Source organism: Pseudarthrobacter sp. NPDC092439, from assembly GCF_044754945.1.
Taxonomy (GTDB): domain Bacteria; phylum Actinomycetota; class Actinomycetes; order Actinomycetales; family Micrococcaceae; genus Arthrobacter.
Genome location: NZ_JBIVQB010000001.1, coordinates 779,052 through 800,536 on the forward strand (window position 1 = coordinate 779,052; position 21,485 = coordinate 800,536).

Genomic DNA, 21,485 nt, shown 5'->3' on the forward strand with positions numbered 1-21,485 from the left:
GGTGGACAGTGATGATTAGCAGACGTGACGCAGCAATTGCCCTCGACATACCCCTTGAAATGGCGCAGCGCCACGGCCTGCCCAAGTGGATGGCGGAGGAGGAACTCGGGGCCCTGCTGGACAACCCGCCGCCGTGGCTGGTGCAGTCGCGGGCAAACCGCACTGGGAAGCGCCCCGTGTGGGTTCATTTGGTCTGCGCCGTGTGCGGCTACGAGGAAGCAGCCCGGCCCAAGAAGTGGTGGCCCGACTTCAGTTTTGTTGCCTGCGAACACCACACCAGGCACGAAGTGCCGGAACGCCCCGCCGGAGCTATCCGGAGCGAATTCGAAGGCGTCGGCACGCGCTTCATCGGCGTCGTGGATGTCGTAGACCAGTAACAGGCAGTTCGGTGCGCTGGTTCAGTTTCGACGCGCATCTTTCCTGACGCCCCCATATATGGGCCGCGTCAGGGAATATCCGCGTCGAGAATGATGCTCCCTGGCGCAAAAAAGCACCCCGGTCCAAGGACCGGGGTGTTTTCACAAAAAGTGGAGATGGGGGGAATTGAACCCCCGTCCGATGTCGTGTTGTCAGGGCTTCTCCGGGCGCAGTTTGCGTCGGATTTTCTCGGCCCCAGCCATGCTGCAAACAGCTGGCTGATCCGGGCCCAGTCACCTAAGAGTCCCGTTCACCCCGATGACGAGGGTAAACAGCAGTGGCTATCTAAATGACGCCAGGAACCGGGGCGATAGCAACCCCGGGCTGACGGACTGTCTTACTGCTTAGGCAGCAAGAGCGAAGTCAGTGCGCTTAGATTCGGCACTTATTGGTTTGCAGACAGCGTTAACGAGATAATTCTGCATCCTCGGCCCGCTTCACCTGTCGCGACTAACATCGTCGAAACCGATCATCCCCGTATTTTGTTACCAAACCGGCAGGCATGCCCACCGGACTATTTATCATAACGCATGACCCCCGCGAATCATTCCCGGACGCCGGCAGGGTCAGCGGCGGCGGTTGCGTTCCCGCATTTCGCGCTGGGCTTCGCGGTTGTCCTGCTGCTCACGGAGGGTCTGGCGCTTGTCGTATTCCCGCTTACCGCGCGCTACGCCGATCTCCACCTTGGCCCGGCCATCCACGAAGTACAGCTGCAGCGGAACCACCGTATACCCGGATTCGCGGATCTTGTGGGCGATCCTGGTGAGCTCCTCGCGGTGCAGGAGCAGCTTGCGGCGGCGGCGCGCCGCGTGGTTGGTCCAGCTGCCCTGGTTGTATTCGGGGATGTGGATGGCTTCCATCCACAGCTCGTCATTGTAGAACGTGCAGAAGCCGTCCACCATGGAGGCATGCCCCTCGCGCAGGGACTTCACTTCGGTGCCCATGAGCGCGATACCGGCCTCATAGGTATCCAGCACATGGTAGTCGTGCCGGGCCTTGCGGTTGGTGGCCACCACTTTCCGGCCACTTTCTTTAGGCACGGGAGTACTCCTCAATCCAAGAATCCGTCGGCCTCCCGGCCTGCCGGCCGCGGAGTCCTACCAGTGTACGGCAGCGCCGGCGTGCTCCTAGAGCAGCCCCATCGGGTCCACCGCGGAGCCGTTCAGCCAGGTTTCAAAGTGGGCGTGACAGCCGGTGGAGTTGCCGGTGTTGCCCGAGTAGGCGATGAGCTGCCCCTGCGAAACCTGCTGGCCATTAGCGACTACGATGCTGGCGTTGTGATAGTAGATGGTGGTCAGGGAATTGCCCTGGACGACTCCGTGCGAGATCTTGACCCGCCAACCGCCGCCGTCGGCCGAGTTCCAGCCGGAGCTGAAGACCTCGCCGGCCGCCGCCGCGTAAACGGGTGTGCCGCAGGCAGCTCCGAAGTCAATGCCGGTGTGCATGTAACCGCCGGTGCCGTAGAAGTCGATGGTGCCGGGCGGTGTGGCGCGCCAGCCAAAGCCCGAGGTGATCGGAACGCTGGAGGCGAAGGGGTGCCGGAGTCCAAAGGCCGACGGCGATCCCACCGGCGGCACGAACGGCCGGGACGGGGGCGGGGGCTGGTTCCTTGCTGCCGCGGCGGCGGCAGCTGCGGCGGCAGCGGCAGCAGCACGCCTGCGCTGTTCGGCCAACCATGCCTCGCGAAGCCGGCGGTCGCGTTCCTTGATTTCGGCCGCAACGGCGACCTGGTTCGCCTTCACACCCGCCAGTTGTGTCTGGATTGCAGGTTTCGCGGCCTGCAGTTCCTTGTTAAGCCGGGTGGTGTCGGCAATGAGCTTATCCACCTTGGACTTCTTTGCCGCCGCTTCATCCCTGGCAGCTTTTTCACGCACCAGGGCAGCGTCAGCCTTGGCCTTGAGGTCCCTGATCTCCGCTTCCACTGCCTGAAGGCGGGCCTGGGAGTTCACATTGGTGGCGTTCTGCTGGGAGAGCTTGTCCATGGCCGCGTTCTGGCTGCGCATCGCCTGGTCTGCCAGGTCCATGGTCTCCGTCAGGCTGGAGCCGCTGTTGGAGCCGAAGAAGAGGGAGAGATTCGACGGCACTCCCCCGGACTTGTAGGCCTGCGTGGCGATCTGCCCGATCAGCTTCTTGGTGTCGGCAATTTTCTTCTTGTCGGTTTCCAGCTGCTGGGTGATCTTGGCCTTGTTCTGCTGTGCCATATCCACGCGGGCGGACAGTGCTTCCACTTCCTTGACCGCACCTGCCACCCTGCCCTGCGCTTCGAGGAGAGCCTGCTGCGCACCGGGAAGCTGGCCCTGATAGATGACCAGGTCGCCTGCGGCCTTGGCGATGCGGGCGTCAACGAACTCCAGCGACTGCTGCACGCGGGCCGCTTCAGCGTTCAGGGCTGCCTGCTTGTCTTCCAGTTCGTCGGCGAACGCCGCGGGAGCAGACGAGGCAAGCCCGGCGGCCAGGACCACCGCAATGACACCACTCATGAGCGAGGTCCCGCGCGCATGCGGGCGCCCGCCATGGCTGGGCCGGCGGCTCTTTATTTGGTCCATGTCATTCATAGGCTTTCCTTGTTCGGCTTGCATCAGCTTAGACGCGCAAGTATCGGCGTAGGGTCAAGAGTGACGAAATTCCCGCTAAGGATCCGCCAAGGATTATCAAGGCGGGCGCCAGGATCAGGGTCTGGCTGGATGAGATAAACGCGGTGTCCGGGTACTGCCGGGACATGAAGTCGCCCAGGAAGAAATGGGCCACCGCCCACAGAGTTCCGGAAGCCAGCGTGGCGCCGATAACCGCGGCGATGACGCCCTCGAGGATGAACGGCAATTGGATCACGGTCTTTGACGCGCCCACCAGGCGCATGATGCCTGTTTCGCGCCGACGGCTGAACGCGGACAACCTGATGGTGGTGGCGATCAGCAGGATGGCACAAACAATCATGACTCCGGCGATTCCCACCGCAACAAGGGAAGCCCCGTTCATCACCGAGAAGAGCCGCTCCAGAAGCTGCCGCTGGTCAATGACGGTTTCCACGCCCGGCTGGGAGGAGAACGTCTCGCTGATGATCTGGTACTTCTCCGGATCCTTCATATTGATCCGGAAGGACGCAGGCAACTGCTCCGGCGTGACGGAGTCAACGATGGGCGAATTCGAGAACTGGTCCTTGAAGTGCTTGTAGGCCTCTTCCTGGGACTCGAACTGGAAGTCGTTAATGTACTGGCTGACCGCCGGCGATTCGAGGAGGGCGCTAAGGTTCTCCTGCTGCTCGGCGGTGACGGGCCCGCCGGCGCAGCCCGCCGCCGTCGAACCTTCCCCACACAGGAAGATGGCCACCTGGACTTTGTCGTACCAGTAGCCCTTCATCTGGTTGATCTGCATTTGCAGCATGCCCGCGGCGCCCACGAAGGTGAGCGACACGAAGGTCACCAGGATCACGGAGACCACCATGGAGACGTTGCGGCGCAGGCCGCTGCCGATTTCGCCGAGGATAAATGCAAGCCTCATCGCGGCGCCTCACCCTCCGCGGCGGCACCCGGCGCGGCTTCGGGTTCCTCCCGGCCGCTGGCGTCCTTCAGCCGGCGGGATTTCCCGACGACGGGGATCAGGGAGGTGTACAACGCCTTGGCTTCGTCGCGGATCACCACGCCATTCTTGAGTTCAACCACGCGTTTGCGCATCTCGTTGACGATGTCGTCGTCGTGCGTTGCCATCACCACGGTGGTGCCGTTCTGGTTGATCTTGTCCAGGACGCCCATGATGCCCATGGACGTGGTGGGATCAAGGTTTCCCGTGGGCTCGTCGGCGAGGAGGATTCCCGGGCGGTTGACCACCGCGCGTGCGATGGCGACGCGCTGCTGCTCGCCGCCGGAGAGCTCGTGCGGCATTCGGTGTTCCTTGCCTTCGAGCCCCACCGTCTTGAGTACCTCGGGCACGGTGTCCCGGATGACGCTGCGGCTCTTGCCGATCACCTGCATGGCGAACGCGACGTTGGCAAAGACGTTCTTCTGTGGCAGCAGGCGGAAGTCCTGGAAGACGACGCCGATGCCTCGGCGGAGGCGCGGGACCCGCCAGCTCGAAATCTTGGCGACGTTCTGGCCGGCCACGTAGACAGCGCCGGAGGTGGCCCGGTCCTCTTTCAGGACGAGCCGCAGGAAGGTCGATTTTCCGGAGCCGGATGCGCCGACGAGGAAGGCGAACTCGCCCCGCTCGATCTCAAGGCTCACAGAGTCCAGCGCTGGCCGGGCTTTTTGGTCGTAGACCTTGGTGACATTCTCGAATCGGATCATGGCCCTAAGTACCCTGCAGCGGCTGGGCCGGGACGGCACAGATCTGCAGCCGGTGCACGGGTTTTCGTTGGGGGAAGTAGGGCCCCGGCCTTTCGACTATACGCAGGACCCACGGCCTCTTCGCGGGGTTTGGGGCGGTGTGTCGCAGGATCGGCCGTCCGCCGCCGCCACGTTCGCTGCGCCCGCGGACGTGCCGGGCCTACTTCTCAGCGTTGCGGTTGTCGGTACGCCAGCGGATGCCCGCGTCGATGAAGTCGTCGATTTCGCCGTCGAACACTGCAGAGGTGTTGCCGACTTCGTGTTCGGTGCGGAGGTCCTTGACCATCTGGTACGGGTTGAGGACGTAGGAGCGCATCTGGTCACCCCAGGATGCCTTGACGTCTCCCGCCAGGGCCTTCTTTTCCGCGTCTTCCTGTTCTTTCTTGAGCAGGAGAAGCCGGGACTGGAGGACACGCATGGCCGCCGCACGGTTCTGCAGCTGCGATTTTTCGTTCTGCATTGACACTACGGTGCCGGTGGGAATGTGCGTGAGTCGCACCGCGCTGTCCGTCGTGTTGACCGACTGGCCGCCGGGGCCGGAGGACCGGAACACGTCCACGCGGATCTCGTTGTCCGGAATCTCGATGGAGTCCGTCTGCTCGATAAGGGGGATGACTTCAACGGCGGCGAACGAGGTCTGCCGGCGGCCCTGGTTGTCGAAGGGGCTGATGCGGACCAGCCGGTGCGTTCCCGCTTCCACGCTCAGGGTGCCGAACGCGTAAGGGGCCTTAACCTCGAAGGTGGCCGACTTGAGCCCGGCTTCTTCGGCGTAGGAAGTGTCCATCACTGTGGTGGGGTAACCGTGGCGCTCAGCCCAGCGCAGGTACATGCGCAGCAGCATTTCCGCGAAGTCTGCGGCGTCCACGCCGCCGGCGCCTGCCCGGATGGACACGACGGCTTCGCGTTCGTCGTACTCGCCGGACAGGAGGGTGACAACTTCAAGGTCCTTGAGTGCCTTGCGGATGGATTCCAGTTCCGCGGCGGCCTCCCCCATGGAGTCTGCGTCGTCTTCGTCCTCGCCAAGTTCGACGAGGACTTCGAGGTCATCGATGCGGGACGCGAGGCTGGTGAGGCGTTCCAGTTCGGACTGGCGGTGGGACAGCCGCGAGGTGATTTTCTGGGCCGCAGCCGGGTCGTCCCACAGGTCCGGTTCGCCTGCCCGCTCGCTGAGTTCTGCGATGTCTTCCTTGAGCGCGTCAATATCGGTGACCCGTTCGATGGACTCATAGGTGGCGCGGAGAGCGCGGATTTCTGCGGAAAAATCAATATTGGCCATGGTCGTTTAAGCCTACGCTATCCGGTGGAAACGTCCGGTCCCGGCCTCAGCGGGTCAGCCGGGACCGGGCTGTGGACGAGGCCTCGATGGGGATACCGCCGGGAACAAGGAAGTTCGCCACAGGCGGCCGCACCACCGCGGTGAGGACTACGACGGCGGTCGTTCCGTCCGGCGTGCCGGTCGACGGGGCGACCGCGAGGCTGTCGAAGCGCAATGATCCGGGGCTGCGGGTAACGAAATCTGCAGCAGCGTTCTTGACGCGGGCAGCATTAAGCGAGGCCGACGGCGGCCCGCCCCTGGTCTCCACCTCACCCAAGGTGTAGCTGTCGGCGGCGGCCAGCGCGGCGCCGTCGGCCAATGAGAGCAGGCGCTTGTGCTCGAGGTAAACGGAGGAAATGCCGATGACCACGGTGGCAACCAGCAGCGCCAGGGCCACGAATCCCAGGATCATGACGGTAATTTGCCCGGCCTCGCGGTCCTGCTGCTCCCCGGGCGTCACCTTTTTCACGGAGGTCACCGGAACCTGCCCACCAGCTGGGTCGAGGACGCCTCTACCTCTGTGGCGCCCAGACGGAACCCCTCTCCGAAGGGCAGGAAGGGCAATGGTACGTCCAGGCTGACCGTGACGGAGACGGTACTTCCGGCGGACTGGCAGTCGGCCGGGGCACAGGCCACCGCCACCCGTGCAGCTTCCGGGCCGTGCCCAAAGTCCTTGAGCGCGATGGCTACTGCCTGTTCGGCAGCTGCCAGCGCGGACGCTTCGTCCGGCTGGGCGACGTAAACCTTCGCGGCCTGGTCCGCAGCACCCACTACTGCGAAGGAACCGCCCTGGAGCTGGGCGACGGTAATGATGAAATAGACGACCGGGACCATCAGCAGCAACGCGAGGAAAGTGAACTCCACAACCGCGCTGCCCCGTTCGCCGCCGGTCGGGCCGCCGGACCCTGCTGTGGGGTCTCCGTCGCCGAGGCCGCGGCGGAAGAATGCCAAGACGCGGGAGAACCCGGCCCGCGGAACGTATCGGCCGGGGCTTGCCGGGCGGCCTCCCCGGAATCTCCCTGGGCACTCACGGCTGGACAGCGGCATGGCCCTTCACCTCCAGCATCTCCCGTGGACCGATCAGGCCGATGACCGGCAGGGGCGCACGGACCGTGACTTCGAGCGTCCGGAGACCACCCACTGTCACCTCAGCGGTGGTGACGTGCTCGGCGAACCCGGGGTTGAGGGCGAGGCCTACAAGGCTGCGGGTCCGTTCCTCCGCGTCCGCGGCTCCCCGATCTGCGAGTGTCCCGTACCGCGCGCCGGAAGCCGCAGCGTCGATCAGCGTGTTCCGGACATGCAGGACGAGTGCCAGTTGGACGATCGCCATGAAGAACAGCGTGAGCAGGCTGCCTACCAGGACAAAATCCACCACTGCTGAGCCTTGTTCGCGTCCTTGTGAACCGTCCCTGCGCACGGCGGCCGCCCGCGGTTCACCGCCCCTTCGTGCCCTGCCCCGCCCTGGGACAGCCATGGGTCAGCTTCCGACCCTGTCCATTGCCTGGTTGAACATGGTCTCCAGGGCGGGCCCGGCGAGCGCGAGCAGTGCTGCGACCAGGACCGCGGACATCAACGTGATCATGACCCAGCCCGGGACGTCGCCGCGTTCAGGATGGTCCGCAGGATGGCGGGCTGGTGCGCTGCTTCCGGTGACGTCGATTAACAGCACGGCCAAGCGGAGTCCCATTTTCTTCATTTCTAGTCCTGTTCCTTGAGTTGCAGCGGTTTGTCAGGTTCACGGGGAGCTTTCCTAGAATCCCAGATTGATCGCAGCGATGCCCGGAAAGACGGCGAAAATGACGGTGAGGGGCAAAACGCCAAAGACGAGCGGCACCATCATGGCAATCTCCTTCTTGCCGGCAGCTTCCATGAGTTCCCGTTTTGCCGTGTCCCGGACGTCCTGCGCCTGGGCGCGGAGCACGTCTGACAGCGGCGTGCCACGTTCTGCCGCGACGATTATTCCGTCGACGAACCGAACCAGCGGTGCCAGGTCGGTGCGGGCAGAGAACTCCTGGAGCGCCTGGACGAGGGGCTTGCCCGCCCGTGTCTCGGCGATGATCTTGGCAAACTCCTTGCTGAGTTCTCCTTGCGAGCTACGGCAGACCCGGTCCAGGGCGCCGCTGGCGCTTTCACCCGCACTGACCGCGAGGGCCATCAGTTCCGCAAGGCTGGGGAATTCGGCCATCATGCGTGCTTCACGGCGGCGGATCTGCACGCCCAGCCAGTAGTCGCGCATCATGAAGCCGCCAACGGAGCTGCCGATCACGACAATCACGGCGAAGACAGGATTGAACCGTCCGGCGGCAGCACCGAGCACAATGACGATGAGCGCCGTGGCGAAGCCTGCCGCCGCCCAGAGCATCTGTTCCGCGCGGAAATCCACGGAGGCCTTCCTGATTCCGGCCTGGGCAAGCCGCCTGTCCATTGCACCGGGTGCCGGGTTGAGCCGCCCAATGCCGGCGAGGGCGTCGCGGAGGATCGGGCGGAGGATCCGTTCAAGCGGGCCGAAGGGTGTCACGTTATGTTCGCCGGCGCGCAGCAGTCGGGATTCGAGGTTCTGTGCCTTCAGCTGGGGTTCGATGCGCTCGGCGAGGGTTGTGGCGCGCATGTAGGGGGAACGGAAGATGACAAGCCACAGCCCGGTTCCCAGAAGGATGCCAAAAACAGCCGCGAGCGGATACCCCGGAGTCATCGCAGCACCCGTTCGTCTTCAGGAAGTGCGCCGATGCGGAGCATTATCGAATAGCAGAATAAGGAGACCACCAGGCCGCCCACCAGGACCCCGGCACCCATAGCGGTGTTGTACGCCTGCACGGCCTCGGGTCGGGTGGACAACAGGAGCATGACAAACCAGGGGGCAGCCACGGCAAGCCGGGCGGCGTTGACCGTCCATGACTGGCGCGCTTCGAGCTCGCTTCGCGTCCTGGCACTCTCCCGCAGGAAGTCGGCCAGTGTGCCAAGCAGCTTGCCAAGGTCAGAACCGCCCACCTCCCGCGTAAGGCGCAGGGCTTCGACGATCCTGTCCGCGACCGGGTCCGCCAGCCGGTTCTTGAGTTTGTTCAACGAGCCTTCGAACTGGCCACCGGCCCGGTAGTCCGCCCCGAACTCCCGAAAGACCTGCCGGAGTTCCTCCGGGCCCTTGTCGCCAAGTTGGATAAGGGCTTCGGGCAAAGGCAGGCCCGCCCGGATGGCGGAGCGAAGGTGGTCGACTACGTCGGGCCAGAGTTGGCGCAGCAGCGCCGTCCGCTTCTTTGCACGCCACCGCAGGATGGTGATTGGCAGCCATCCCGCGAACAGTCCGAAGCAGATGGCGATGGGCAACGAGCCGCTTGCAGCAAAGAAAACCAGCGCCACGAAGGCGCCCAGGGCCATGCATGTTCCCAGCAGCCCGCCGACGGAGACTTTGTCCACGCCTGCCGCGGCCAGGAGGTCAGCCAGCCGGTTGGGCCGCGCTTCCGCCGGGGCCGCGGGCGGCAAATCCCAACAGGACCACCAGACGAGGAAAAGCCCTGCGCCGGTGGTGACGCCGAGAAGTGCCGGAATCATCGCAGGTCCAGCAGCGCGGCGACGTCGTAGCCGGCCCGCGCGAACTTCTCAGCGGATGGCATGGCATTGGCCCGGGGCTGGAGAGAGCCGTCGGTCATCACAAAGACAGGCGATGACTCGATGATCCCGTTCTCCACGCGGCGGCCCAACGAAAGAATCTCCGTCACTTGCCGGCGCCCGTTTGCGTGCCGGCTGCAGTGGACCACCAGGTCGATGCACGACGCGACGGTGGGGACCACAAATGCCGACGATATGTTGTCGCCTGCGAGGAGCGGCAGCGTGCAGAGCTTGGTGACGGCGTCATGTGCTGAATTCGCGTGGATGGTGCACATTCCTGGCATGCCGGAGTTCAGGGCGATGAGCATGTCGAGGCTTTCGGCTTCGCGCACTTCGCCTACTACGAGCCGGTCGGGACGCATCCGGAGTGCTTCCTTGACCAGTCGCCGGAGCGGAATTTCGCCTTTGCCCTCGAGATTGGGCTGCCGGCACTGCAGGCCCACCACGTCGCGCAGCGGGAACTGCAGTTCGAAAATTTCCTCAACGGTGATCACCCGTTCGCGGCTGCCAATTCCTGCGGCTAAACAGTTCAACATGGTCGTTTTGCCGGCCTGCGTGGCACCTGAGACGAGGATGTTCAGCCCGCTGGAAACGGCCGCGCCGAGGAACCGGGCCGACTGCGGCGTGAGGGTTCCCAGCTCGACGAGGTGCTCGAGCCTGCTTGCCTTCACTACGAACTTCCGGATGTTAACGGCCCAGTGGCGGCGGGTGACATCCGGAATTACTACATGCAGCCGGGACCCGTCCGGAAGGGCGGCATCCACAAACGGCGTGGACATGTCCAGCCGCCGGCCTGAACTCTTGAGCATCCGCTCCACCAGGTCGCGGACCTGCTGCTCCGAGAGGCTGAGCGAGGTCAGTTCAGATTCCCCGTTACGGGCTACGTATATTTCGTGAGGGGCGTTGATCCAGATCTCTTCGATCGTTGGGTCATCCAGCAACGGCTGCAGGACGCCAAACCCGGCGACGGCGTCGAACAGGAACTTGCGTGCCGCCTCCAGAGGTCCAATCGGAGGTAGCGGCCCCAGCAGGGCACGCTCGTCATAATCCGTGACAGCCGCTTCCACGAGCCGCCGGACTTCCCCGGCCTGCCTGGAGGGATCCAGGCCACGGCGCCGGATGAGCTCCCGCACCTCGTCCTCGACTATCCCCAGAGCATCCACGCAGTCCCCCAAATGATCCGCCGCCTCCGGCTGAGGCAGTGCGACTGGGTAAAGCCTAAGGACTGTACACCACGCCGCCAAGTCACATCCGGCCGGCTGTGGATAACAGGACCAGCGTAAAACCAGCTGCCACCGCCGGACTCCTCCGAAGAGCGCACGTTTCCCTCTCAACTTCGGAAGCGAGGCGCTGCCATGCCGGAGGAACGCGGATACGGTCCTCAGCGGAAAATGTTATACGTGCTCCAGCCCAGACCAACGGTAGTTGGCGTCCCCCATGAGCCGCCATGGATGGGGTAGTAGACGAGGCGTCCATCCGTCCAGCGCGCCAACAGCCCGTTACTGCCAGCCCCCTGGTACCCATCGAGTTCGGTCGTGGAGTTGACGCTGTTCCAGCCGCTTCCGATTATGGGGCGGGGCTCCGGCTCAAAGGTACCCGTCCCCGTCGAGCGGTAGAGCAGGAGGCTCCCGTCACTGCGCCTTGCGAGGATGTCCTGCTTGGCGTCCCGGTCGAAGTCGGCCATGGTGGTGTAGAGACCGCTCCATCCGGATCCAATTTTCACGCGTCCGCTAAGGGACCCCCCCGTGCTGTTGGGGTAGAACCACATCGTCCCGGCCGGATCATATGCAACGATGCCGGGGTACCGGTCCGTATTCTTCCATTGGCCTACCGTCACTTTATAGCCGGCCCAGCCGGTTCCAATGGTCCGGGCCGGGCTGAAGCCGCCTGACTGAATTCCGGGATAGAAACTGAGACGGCCATCCTTCCATTGGGCGATAAGGTCGAAAACTCCATCTTGGTTCCAGTCTGTGACGAATCCTGTCAGGAGGCCGGACCAGCCTGAACCGATGGCAACCCTTCCTTCAAATCCCCCCTGCCCATCAGAGGGATAATTCCATAGGGTGCCATCAGGGCCGGCAGCCACAGTATCTGCGGCGCTGCGTATCGACGCCGTTGGCAGTTCGGTTGGTGTCTCGGTGACCCCGGTCAACGGATCTGAATAAAGCAGCCGGTTGGGCGTGCCGGATCCGGCCGCAGTAACCTTTCCGGCCGTCGCATTCGCCAGGATACTGGCGCTGATATCGGCAGGAGTGGCGTCAGGATCGGCCGAGAGGAGGACTGCCGCGGCGCCTGCTACGTGGGGGGCGGCCATGGACGTGCCGGACAGAGACTCAGTGGCTGTATCCGAGGTGTACCAGGCAGCGGTGATGCCGACCCCTGGCGCATAGAGATCAACGCACCGGCCATAGTTGGACCATGATGCCTGGCGGTCCGCAGAGTCGCTGGCAGCAACGGTCAGTGCCGACGGCACCCGCGCGGGAGAGCTTTCGCACGCATCCCGGCCTAAGTTGCCGGCGGCTGCCACGACCGTCATTCCGTCATCAACGGTCCTCATGACTGCGGCATCAAAGGATGAACTGGTGAAGCCACCAATACTCAAGTTAACTACCGCAGGTGATCCGGATTGATGGTGCCCGACGATCCAGTCCAGTCCGGCAATGACGTTGGAAGTAAGCCCCGACCCGTCACATTTGAGTGCCCGAACGGGAACAACGGTAGCTGACTTGGCAACACCATAAGTTTTGCCGGCCGCCGTAGCAGCGACGTGAGTGCCATGTCCATGGCAGTCTCCGGCGTTCCGCCCATCGTTAATGGCAGTCCAGCCAGCCTTGACCCGACCACCGAAGTCCACATGCGAGGCCCTGACCCCTGTGTCAACGACATAGATGCTGACACCCTGGCCGGATGATGTGTAAACGTAGCTACGGGATAATGGCAAGGTGCGTTGGTCAGTTCGATCCAGACCCCATGGCGCCGGTTGCTGGCTTTCGGTGATTGCCACCGGACTATCCAGTTCCACTGACAATACCTGCTTGGAGCGCGCCAGAGCTGCAGCTTCAGCTGGCGTGGCCGCTACGACGGCACCCCGTATGGCGTGGGAGAATGTGCGTCCCACACCAACGTTCTGCGCGCGCAGTTTCTTTGCTTCTGCAACGACGTCGGTACCTTCCGCGTACCTGACGATGTACTGCCCCTCGCCGGAGGCACCTTGGGAAGTGACTTCTGCCCCGGCTGAAGCGTCGGCAACCGACGTCTCCTCCTGGCCGCCCATGTTTTCTACCTTGCCGGAGTTGGCAGAATCAGCCACTGCGGGAACCCCCGTGGCGAGCACCACTGCACACGACACGAGGATCGCCGCCAAATTAGCTGGACGACGCATTTGAAAACGCATTCTTCTTCCTTGTCTGATCGCGGCTCGGCCTTCGGCCTGGAGTCCAACTCCACTGGATCTGGGCCCGTACCTCCATATCAACCGGAGCCGGTCGGTGGTGCGCGCTCCTTCCACGTTAGCCCCCGCCAGCTTTACAAGGGGAACTACAGCGCAATTCCTTTGGAGATCCTGCGCACCGCCTTGGACTGCTGGAACTTCAAATTTTAAGTGTGGCTCAATCGTCACTGCTGTAACAATGGAAACTCTGGCCCCCTCACGGGGTGGGTGTTAGGGTTGGGCCCGACAAGTCTCAATATTCACAGTTCCAACTCTTCGGAACTGCAAAACCATACGACGCGCCCACACGCACTGTTGTCTCCGGAGCTACCCAATGAAGCCGAACCCGTCCACCGCCCGTCGCCCAGGCCTGCGAGTCGTGGGGATAACTGTTTTGACGGCTGCTCTTATCGCCGGACCCGTGGTGCCGGGCTTTGCCGTTTCGGGTGAACCATCCCCGTCTCCTACAATCGCGTCGCCTGCCACCGACCCGTCCGAAGCTTCTGTGGAGGAAACAGCATCGGCTTCGGCAACGACTGCACCAGCGATGAGTTCGCCGGGCCTGGAGCCGTCGGTCGATCCGGGCACCCGGGCATTCCCGGACGGGGACACGCCGTCGGAGGCCGCCAAGGCAGCCATGGCTCAGGCGGTAGGAGTCGGCGGCGCAGAGATGGGGCAGCGCTCGGCCCGTGTCGCGGCGTCATCCAGCAAGAGTTTGGAGACAGTGAGCACCCAGGAAGTTGGCGTTGCGGGGACCTGGAAGCCGAGTTTCGGTGTCCCGGGGCTTGACGTCAGCGGCCATCAGTCCAGCGTGAACTGGCAGCAGCAGTGGGACATGGGAGCACGGTTCGCCTACGTAAAAGCTACCGAGGGCAACTACTACAAAAATCCGTCCTACAGTTCGCAGTACCAAGGGTCCCGCAGTGTCGGGATGGTCCGCGGCGCATACCACTTTGCCATCCCCAACTGGTCTTCAGGTGCAGACCAGGCGCGATTCTTTGTGCAGAACGGCGGTGGCTGGTCTGCGGATGGCTACACCATGCCACCCGTTTTGGACTTCGAGTTCAACCCCTATGCGGGCCGGACTATCAACGGCTTCTACTTTGGCAACACCTGTTACAACATGTCGCCGGCACAACTTGGTGCTTGGGTCCGGGACTTCGGCAAAACCATGAAGTCGTTGACCGGGCGGCTGCCCGTTATCTACACCAATACCAGTTGGTGGAACCAGTGCCTCGGTAATCCTGCGGGGTTCGGGGACTATCCATTGTGGATTGCCGCCTACCCCAGCTCGCCGACGAACAATGCGGGACCCGTTCCCAGTTCCAGTTGGAGCACGTACAGCATCTGGCAGTACAGCAGCACGGGTCCTTTCGCCGGTGACTCAAATGTATGGAACGGGGATCTCGCCGGGCTTCACCGTTTCGCCACAAGCATCCCTCTGGCTGAGTACACACGCCCGTTGAGATTTTCCGCCGGGGATGTGACATCTGACGGACGGCCCGACCTCATGACCCGCGCGTCAGACGGCACATTGTCACTACAGAGAGGTCGAAGCGACGGATCCTTTGATGCCGGCACCCGCATTGGCACTGGCTGGACGATCTATGACGTAGTGATTGCGACCAAAGACTTCAATAGCGACGGCGTTGGGGATATCTTGGCCCGTGATGTAACTGGCGCGCTTTGGTTTTATTCCGGTGACGGCCAAGGCGGCGTGCGGCCCCGCGTCAAGGTCGGAGCCGGGTGGACCATTTTCAACTCCGTACTTGCCCCAGGCGACTTCAATTCCGATGGTAAGAACGACCTGGCAGCCATAGCAGCCGACGGAACCTTGTGGCTGTACCCTGGCGACGGCCAGAAGGGTTTCAAACCAAGGCGCACTATCGGCAACGGGTGGGGGCAATTCGGAACTGTACTGCCGGCGGGGGATTTCACCGGCGATCAGAACGCTGACCTTCTCGCCCGCACCGGGGACGGCGACCTTTATTTATACCCAGGTGACGGCGCAGCGGGATTCAAACAGCGGACTCTCATTGGCCAGGGATGGAACGCGTTCTCATCCGTCATAGGAGGGCTGCAACTGAACGCGGATGGCAAGCCTGACATTCTGGCAAGGGATTCTGGCGGGCAGCTCCGTAGCTACCTCGGCGCGGGCAACGGCGGGTTCTCAGGAATTACCCGCATCGGGTCGGGCTGGCAAACCTTTACGACCGTGATGGATGCCGGCGATTTCGATGGCGATTCCAAAGCTGATGTCCTTGCCCGTGCGAAGACGGGCGAAATGTACTTGTACCGCGGGAACGGGCACGGAGGTTGGCTCCCCCGCCGCCAGGTCGGCGCGGGGTGGCAAGCGTTTACCTGGGTTGCCAATGCACGGAACTTCGATGGTGCCGGCGGCAGCGACCTCATCGCCAGGGCAGCCGACGGAACGCTCTATCTCTACCCCACGGACGGCCGGGGTAACTTCCTCCCCCGCAAAGCCATTGGCAGGGGATGGCACATCTTTACGTCGGTCATTGGTGCCGGCGACTGGGACGGGGACGGTCGCAACGACATCCTCGCAAGGACATCGGATGGCGCCTTGCTGCTGTATCCCGGGAACGGATCCGGCGGGTTCCTTCCCCGTCGAACGATCGGCAGCGGGTGGGGTGTTTTCGATTCGATTGTCCCGGCCGGCGACTTCGACGGGGATGGGAAGTCTGACCTCCTTGCCACCACCAGCGGCGGGTCCTCGTGGCTCTACCCCGGCAGCGGCACGGGCGGGTTCCTGCCAAGACGTGCATTGACGCCCCCATGGAAAGACGCCGACAGTGTGCTTGTGAGCCAGAACTTCGCGTCCACCGGTCATCCCAACGTCTTGGTACGGCAAGCTGACGGCAGCTTCCAGCTAACCACAGGGAACGGTACGGGCGGTTTCCGGAGCGTGCTACTGAACGCTGGCACCAGTTAGACCAGCGCCTGGTCAAGCGACCTCGACGTGGGTCGTAGCTGACTCCGCGGCCTGCTTCAGTAGTGGAACGCACGACGACGGTGCTGCCGCCGTCGTTTGGCGGGAGCGGCACCTGGCCCCGGCTCGGCAAAGAAGGGTGCCAGGAACGGCGCCAGCGCCAATGCGGCGGTCTGGACGCGCTTAGGGTGCACGCTTTCCCGGAGGGGTGAGGGAGGTCAGCTGAAGCGAATAGACTGCTGTTCAGGCGGGATGGCTTTCAGACCGTCGTTGCACCGCAGTCCGACTCGGGTTGTTGACGTATCCTTTAACGCGGTCCCCCAGGCAAAACCCAACGTCAGCTATGTGAACCCTTAGAGGAGAAACGGTCCAGAATGGACATCCAGAATCATTTCTATGGCCATTCTGCGGTCCTTGCCGGCCACGCAGGATTGTCGCGTCCTCGCCACATGGCAGGTCTCCTGCAACACGGATGGACCCCGGTAACCCCTATCCGTACCCACTTCGCGGATCTGGCAGGCTCTGCCCCAGCGGGAAAACTGTTCACATGGACGCACAGTTCCCGAGGGTGGACCGAAGAACAGTCTTACCGCGAAACGGGGTTCCGCAGCACCGCAATCGGGTCTCCGGCTCTCTACTTGGCCGACATGGTCAAGGCTAGTGGAACCGTTGTTGAGCGCTCCATCGATGCAGTCGTCTTTCCGTTCCACGGTACCCGGCTGATTTCCGTCGATGGGGACCAGGCAGCCTACGCGCGTGAAGTATTTGAGCGGGAAGGCTCCGCGCTCGTTTGTATGCACATCGATGATCTGCAGAAACCTGACATAGTCCAGGCCTGGACCAACGCCGGCCACAGGATCACCACCGCCGGTGAGCGCCGCGACCCCGCTTTTCTGGCGCGCGTCATGTGGTTGATCATGAGCTCGCGCAAAGTGATTTCAAACAGGCTGGCGACGGCTCTCGTCTATGCGGCGGCGGTGGGGACACCAGTGAGCATCTATGGACCGCACTTTCAGATAGCAGGAATCCAGGAGACCTCATCCGAGGAATACCTGCAGAGGCTGTGGCCGGAATTCTATGAGGAATCCAGTTCCGCTTCTGAATTGCTGGAAATCGCCAACGCCGAGCTTGGACGCGGTTACCTGCAGGCCCCGGATGATCTCCGACGTACGCTGGGTTGGGACTCACCCGGCGTGCGCGCTTTCACGGATTATTGGATCGGAGCGCCGCTTGCCAAGGCACAAGCCATCCTCGGCTGGAAAAAACGCGAGGTCGGACCACTGGTCAACGAGGTCAAACTATCCCCACTGCACTTCTTGAAGTCCCCTTTGGAGCACCTGCCGGACAGACTTCCCCGAAGCGTCTCGACAGCACTGGTAGCTCCCTCCCTGGACCATCTTGGCTGATTCCAAAGCGGCTGCGGCTTCCCCTGCCAGGCAATCTGCGTACTACCTCTTAGGCGCTGCCCTTCAAGGAACTGGCGCCCTCCTGGTCCAGCCCTTCTCCATCCGGATCCTCGACCCCACTGAGTGGGGACGAGTCGGGTTATCAGCTGTTCTGCTGCAGGTTGGGCAAGTCGTGCTTTCCGCAGGGCTGCCCCTGGCCATCACGAGGGCGTACTTTACTCCAAAGGTGGGCAGGTTGCATGCCAGGGCAATCCATGGCGCCAATACTGCCCTCAGCCTCGGCATCTCGATCGCGGCAGCTTCGGCGTACTATCTGCTTAGCCCTGACCGCGAGTCAGCTGCCACCTTTGCCTGGGCAATAGCGGCCACCGGGCTCCTCAGCGTCGTTGTCGGTGCACAAGCGATACTTCGGAGCCAGCGCAGAGCCTTGTCTTTCATGATCCTCAGTGGGGGCGCGTCGCTGGGCGCCCATCTGTTCGGGCTGTTAGCCATCGCTTTCATAGGCGCGGACTCAGTCACGTATCTCATCGCCTTCACCATCGGCATGCTCGTGACCGCCGGTGCCGCATTTGCGCTGGCAAGCCCCCTATGGCCAGGCAAAGCCTGGCCCGCGGTAAAGGGCGCCTTTCGGCTGGGGCTTCCCGTCGTGCCGCACAGCATGGCAATCATGCTACTGATGCAGGGTGATTCCTTCCTGTTGCAGCACTTCCAAAATTCCGGGGCGGTCGGCCGATACGTCGCGGCTGCGGCGTTTGCTTTGGGACCTTTCGCCGTCCTGTCGGCGCTAAATAACGTGTGGACCGCCCGGATCTTCGAGGCTTCGCAAGGAGAACGCCTCGCTGAAAACATCAGGGCCGTCGGAAATCAGGCCGCTATCATGGGCGGCGCCATAGCCATTGGTGGATCCGCTGCGGCTACCCTGGGGATGTTGGTGCTCAAAGGCGACGACCATGAGGTCATGCAACTTGCCAAAGTCCTGCCAGGTGTTGCCTGTGGCTATGCCTTGTACCTGGTGGCTATGTCTGTGATGTTTGCACGGCAGAAGACCGGTGCGTTTACATGGGTTACGCCCTTGGTCCTCATTGCGACAATCGGTGTAGCAGTCCTCCCGGCGCAAAGCGACCACTATTGGCTGCTTGGCACGGTAAAGGCCGCCTCGTTCGCCGGACTCGGCGTGGCCTATTACATCATTGCGGCCAGAATGCTCCCTGCATCGATTCCGCTGCGCACGTATGCTGTGGCCGCCTTGGGCTCCGCCGTCTGCATTGGCGGCAATTTTCTGCTTCCGACCACGGCACCGGTAGGGGCGGCCACCATCAGCGTGGCGGCCATAGCCGCCGTCGGATGCTTTTTAGCCGCGCGAAGGCGGGGGCTGGCATCATGGTAGAGGGCAAAAGCATCAACGATCAAAAACTGCGTCTCAACAAGATAGGGAAGTAATGCATTCATCCTACGAAGTGTCCGGCCAAAAAATCGGCAGTTCGGAACGGCCCTTCATCATTGCGGAAGTGTCGGGCAACCACAACGGTGACCTGCAGCGCGCTCTTGATATCGTCGACATGGTCGCAGCGTCCGGCGCGCAGGCCGTGAAACTGCAAACGTACACCGCTGACACCATCACCATTGATTCCCACAACCCCGAGTTCACGATCAGCCCGGACCATCCGCTCTGGGGTGGCAAGAATCTCTACCAGCTGTACACCGAGGCACACACGCCGTGGGAATGGCACGCTCCCATCTTTGAGCGTGCACGTTCCCACGGTCTGATCCCATTTTCCAGCCCGTTCGACGAAACGGCAGTGGACCTTCTGGAGTCACTGGACGCCCCGTTGTACAAGATCGCTTCCCTCGAAATCGGGGATATTCCACTCCTCAGGCTCGTGGCACGCACTGGTAAGCCAATCATTCTCTCGAACGGCGCGGCTTCGATGACGGACATCGATAACGCGGTCCGCACGATTCGGGAGGAAGGCAACGACCAGATAGTCGTGCTTGCCTGCACTTCTTCATACCCGGCGGCAGCCTCTGAATCGAATCTCCGCACCATACCGGTTCTCAGGGATGCCTTTGGCGTGCAAGTGGGCCTCTCGGACCACACTATGGGTATCGGTGCATCCATCGCAGCAGTAGCGCTTGGCGCGACCGTGATTGAGAAGCACGTAACACTAAGCCGCGCTGACGGCGGCGTGGATTCCGATTTTTCCCTTGAGCCGCATGAGCTTACAGCGCTGGTCCAAGAAAGTGATACCGCATGGCAAGCCTTGGGTTCTCCGGTCATTCGCCACACCGCCGGCGAATCGGAAAGCCGGCGGCTCCGGAGGTCGCTGTACATCGTAAAGCCAGTTAAACAGGGTGAGCCTGCGACATCCGAGAACGTTCGCTCGATCCGGCCGGCCGGGGGGCTTGAGCCATCCATGTACGAAACGGTCCTTGGACGTCCCTTCCGCAGGGATTGCGATGCTGGAACGCCACTGACCTGGGACGTCGTCTAGCCCGGACGCGACCCTTGGCAGGGCCTCTGGTCCCAGGGCCGGCACTCGTGCCGCCGGGACCAGAGGCCCTGCCCATACGCTGCCCCTCTCCAGAGAGCAGGCCGAGCATTCCGGCTATGCCTGGGAATCCGGATTGCCCTTAATCAGCCGGTGCCAGGTATCGTCACCTGCGCCTTTGTCATAGCCAGCTTTTAGGAACAACCTGTAGGACGCTTCGTTCGACGTCAGCATGGCCGCGTGCAGCACGGCATCCGGATGGGAAGCAAGAAAGCGGCTCTCCGCTGCGGCCAGGATCTCGGCGGCCTTTCCTTTCCCCCGCATGCTCGGAGCTATGGTGATCGAGACCTCCCAGTTATTGTTCTCCGAAACCTGAAACCTGACAGTTCCGGCAGCAGCACCGTCGTACTCTGCAACGAGCAAGCAGGCTTCCGGACTGTGGACCGTGCGGGAAACCCAAGAAACGTGCTTGTCCCAGGAGAGTTCCTGCTTTTCCCTGGAAACTGCCCGGACGGAGGGTTCATTCCGCCAATCAAAAAGCTGGGCTGCATCTCCGAGGTCCGCGGGCCTGACGGCCACACCGGAACGCCTGTCGACCAGTTCTTCCCAGAGCCGGACGACGCGGTCAGCACCTCCGCCGTCGACAACTTTCCTGCCCTGCTCTCCAAGCCGGGCTCTCATGCCATCCTCTCGAAGAATCCTGCGCAGACCGTTGATGGCGGCTTCCTCGTCCAAATCGCCGCTACTTGCGTTCCCCAAACCAAACGCCATACCTGCTCTGGTGGCGAATGCGTAGTTTTCCGCTTGGTTATCGACGAGCTGCACCAGCGCCATGGGAACGCCCAAAGTGGCCAGTTCCCACGTCGTCGTGCCGGCACCGCTGATGACAAGATCCATGGCAGGGAACCACTGGGGAACCTCCAGCGAAGGCTCCAACACTTCCAGAGTCTGGTCTCCGGCCAGCTTTGCGGCGAAACCGTGACGGACACCGGGATTCACAACGATACAATGCGAGCCAACTCCGGCGCGGGCCCAGAGCTCCACGCAGCGGGAAGTCATATCCCGGGCGTCAGTCCCGCCCATGAGGATCATCACGGATTTCGGTCCGGAAGCAACGCCGGCAAAGCCGTCCCCGCCGCGCAGATTCACAATGGATCGGCGTATGGGAATTGCGCCAGCTCCCCTCAGGTGGCGGTGTGAGCCATCGCTGGGACGGTATCGCAGCTCAGCCCCGGGCGAGGGGTCGATGACCAAATCGGCCGGCCGGCGCCCAAAATCGCCGTCCTCCATTGAGGAGAGCAGGATACCCGCCCGACGAAGTTCACGGCTCAGACCGTCTTGCTCGGCATATGTGTCTATATGCACGACGTCGGCGTCGATTTCACGTGCGAGCCGCACCACCGCCTCCGGCGACTCAGCTTGCGGATGTAACGCGGAACAGGTCTTCTCGATCAATTGCCGCCCCACGGGGCTGGCCACCTCACCGGAAAACTCCACCGTATGCCCGGCCGCGCTGGCAGCTTCAGCGATGGCCATCGTTCGGATCACGTGGCCCA

Annotated in this window: 19 protein-coding genes and 1 other RNA gene; 5 read left to right on the plus strand and 15 right to left on the minus strand. The window is 62.7% G+C overall.

All coding sequences use genetic code 11. The features are described 5' to 3' along the window. The first annotated feature begins 11 nt into the window (after positions 1–11). Positions 12–377, plus strand: coding sequence for a hypothetical protein (locus tag ACIQCM_RS03670; protein ID WP_400603248.1), 366 nt, complete (start codon positions 12–14; stop codon positions 375–377). Positions 378–525: 148 nt separating this feature from the next. Here ACIQCM_RS03670 and ssrA read toward each other — a convergent pair. From ssrA to ACIQCM_RS03740, 14 genes are all read right to left on the minus strand, one after another. Further along, positions 526–894: a transfer-messenger RNA gene (gene ssrA, locus ACIQCM_RS03675) on the minus strand. A gap of 89 nt (positions 895–983) precedes the next feature. Beyond that, a complete protein-coding gene (smpB, locus tag ACIQCM_RS03680) occupies positions 984–1,457 on the minus strand; it encodes an SsrA-binding protein SmpB (protein ID WP_400603247.1) in 474 nt (157 codons plus the stop codon). An 87-nt stretch (positions 1,458–1,544) separates the two neighbouring features. Then, a complete protein-coding gene (locus ACIQCM_RS03685) occupies positions 1,545–2,972 on the minus strand; it encodes a peptidoglycan DD-metalloendopeptidase family protein (RefSeq protein WP_400603246.1) in 1,428 nt (475 codons plus the stop codon). 28 nt (positions 2,973–3,000) lie between these two features. Beyond that, positions 3,001–3,915 (minus strand): permease-like cell division protein FtsX, encoded by a 915-nt coding sequence (gene ftsX, locus ACIQCM_RS03690; protein WP_400603245.1) that lies wholly within the window; start codon positions 3,913–3,915, stop codon positions 3,001–3,003. After that, complete coding sequence (ftsE, locus tag ACIQCM_RS03695; protein ID WP_400603244.1) at positions 3,912–4,697, minus strand: cell division ATP-binding protein FtsE; 786 nt, start codon at positions 4,695–4,697, stop codon at positions 3,912–3,914. Before ftsE ends, ftsX begins: the two co-directional genes overlap by 4 nt. A gap of 199 nt (positions 4,698–4,896) precedes the next feature. Then, positions 4,897–6,012 (minus strand): peptide chain release factor 2, encoded by a 1,116-nt coding sequence (prfB, locus tag ACIQCM_RS03700; protein WP_400603243.1) that lies wholly within the window; start codon positions 6,010–6,012, stop codon positions 4,897–4,899. 46 nt (positions 6,013–6,058) lie between these two features. Further along, on the minus strand, positions 6,059–6,529 hold the full coding sequence (locus ACIQCM_RS03705; protein ID WP_400603242.1) for a pilus assembly protein TadG-related protein: 471 nt from the start codon (positions 6,527–6,529) through the stop codon (positions 6,059–6,061). After that, on the minus strand, positions 6,526–7,002 hold the full coding sequence (locus tag ACIQCM_RS03710) for a hypothetical protein (protein WP_400603241.1): 477 nt from the start codon (positions 7,000–7,002) through the stop codon (positions 6,526–6,528). The genes ACIQCM_RS03705 and ACIQCM_RS03710 overlap by 4 nt, the downstream gene beginning before the upstream one ends. 76 nt (positions 7,003–7,078) lie before the next feature. After that, positions 7,079–7,423 (minus strand): TadE family protein, encoded by a 345-nt coding sequence (locus tag ACIQCM_RS03715; RefSeq protein WP_400604251.1) that lies wholly within the window; start codon positions 7,421–7,423, stop codon positions 7,079–7,081. Positions 7,424–7,528: 105 nt separating this feature from the next. Further along, the gene (locus ACIQCM_RS03720; RefSeq protein ID WP_400603240.1) at positions 7,529–7,747 is read right to left on the minus strand and encodes a hypothetical protein; all 219 of its coding nucleotides are present in this window, start codon (positions 7,745–7,747) and stop codon (positions 7,529–7,531) included. 54 nt (positions 7,748–7,801) lie between these two features. Then, complete coding sequence (locus ACIQCM_RS03725) at positions 7,802–8,743, minus strand: type II secretion system F family protein (protein WP_400603239.1); 942 nt, start codon at positions 8,741–8,743, stop codon at positions 7,802–7,804. Next, positions 8,740–9,597, minus strand: coding sequence for a type II secretion system F family protein (locus tag ACIQCM_RS03730; protein WP_400603238.1), 858 nt, complete (start codon positions 9,595–9,597; stop codon positions 8,740–8,742). The genes ACIQCM_RS03725 and ACIQCM_RS03730 overlap by 4 nt, the downstream gene beginning before the upstream one ends. Further along, the gene (locus ACIQCM_RS03735) at positions 9,594–10,817 is read right to left on the minus strand and encodes a CpaF family protein (protein WP_400603237.1); all 1,224 of its coding nucleotides are present in this window, start codon (positions 10,815–10,817) and stop codon (positions 9,594–9,596) included. Before ACIQCM_RS03735 ends, ACIQCM_RS03730 begins: the two co-directional genes overlap by 4 nt. 218 nt (positions 10,818–11,035) lie before the next feature. Further along, entirely contained in the window at positions 11,036–13,048 is a 2,013-nt protein-coding gene (locus tag ACIQCM_RS03740; protein WP_377214886.1) for a S8 family serine peptidase, read from the minus strand. Between the two features lie 541 nt (positions 13,049–13,589). Between ACIQCM_RS03740 and ACIQCM_RS03745 the strand changes: the two genes are divergently transcribed. The 4 genes from ACIQCM_RS03745 to pseI all read left to right on the plus strand — a co-directional run bounded on the left by ACIQCM_RS03745 (position 13,590) and on the right by pseI (position 19,932). Continuing rightward, positions 13,590–16,037, plus strand: a complete 2,448-nt coding sequence (locus tag ACIQCM_RS03745; protein ID WP_400603236.1) for a GH25 family lysozyme — start codon at positions 13,590–13,592, stop codon at positions 16,035–16,037. A gap of 635 nt (positions 16,038–16,672) precedes the next feature. Then, positions 16,673–17,440, plus strand: coding sequence for a hypothetical protein (locus ACIQCM_RS03750; RefSeq protein ID WP_400603235.1), 768 nt, complete (start codon positions 16,673–16,675; stop codon positions 17,438–17,440). After that, positions 17,433–18,827: a lipopolysaccharide biosynthesis protein gene (locus ACIQCM_RS03755; protein ID WP_400536122.1), complete on the plus strand. Its 1,395-nt coding sequence runs from the start codon at positions 17,433–17,435 to the stop codon at positions 18,825–18,827. The genes ACIQCM_RS03750 and ACIQCM_RS03755 overlap by 8 nt, the downstream gene beginning before the upstream one ends. Positions 18,828–18,879: 52 nt before the next feature. Beyond that, positions 18,880–19,932 (plus strand): pseudaminic acid synthase, encoded by a 1,053-nt coding sequence (gene pseI / locus ACIQCM_RS03760; protein ID WP_400603234.1) that lies wholly within the window; start codon positions 18,880–18,882, stop codon positions 19,930–19,932. Positions 19,933–20,046: 114 nt separating this feature from the next. On the opposite strand, the gene ACIQCM_RS03765 is transcribed toward pseI, so the two are convergent. Further along, entirely contained in the window at positions 20,047–21,465 is a 1,419-nt protein-coding gene (locus ACIQCM_RS03765; protein WP_400603233.1) for a GNAT family N-acetyltransferase, read from the minus strand. Positions 21,466–21,485: the final 20 nt, after the last annotated feature.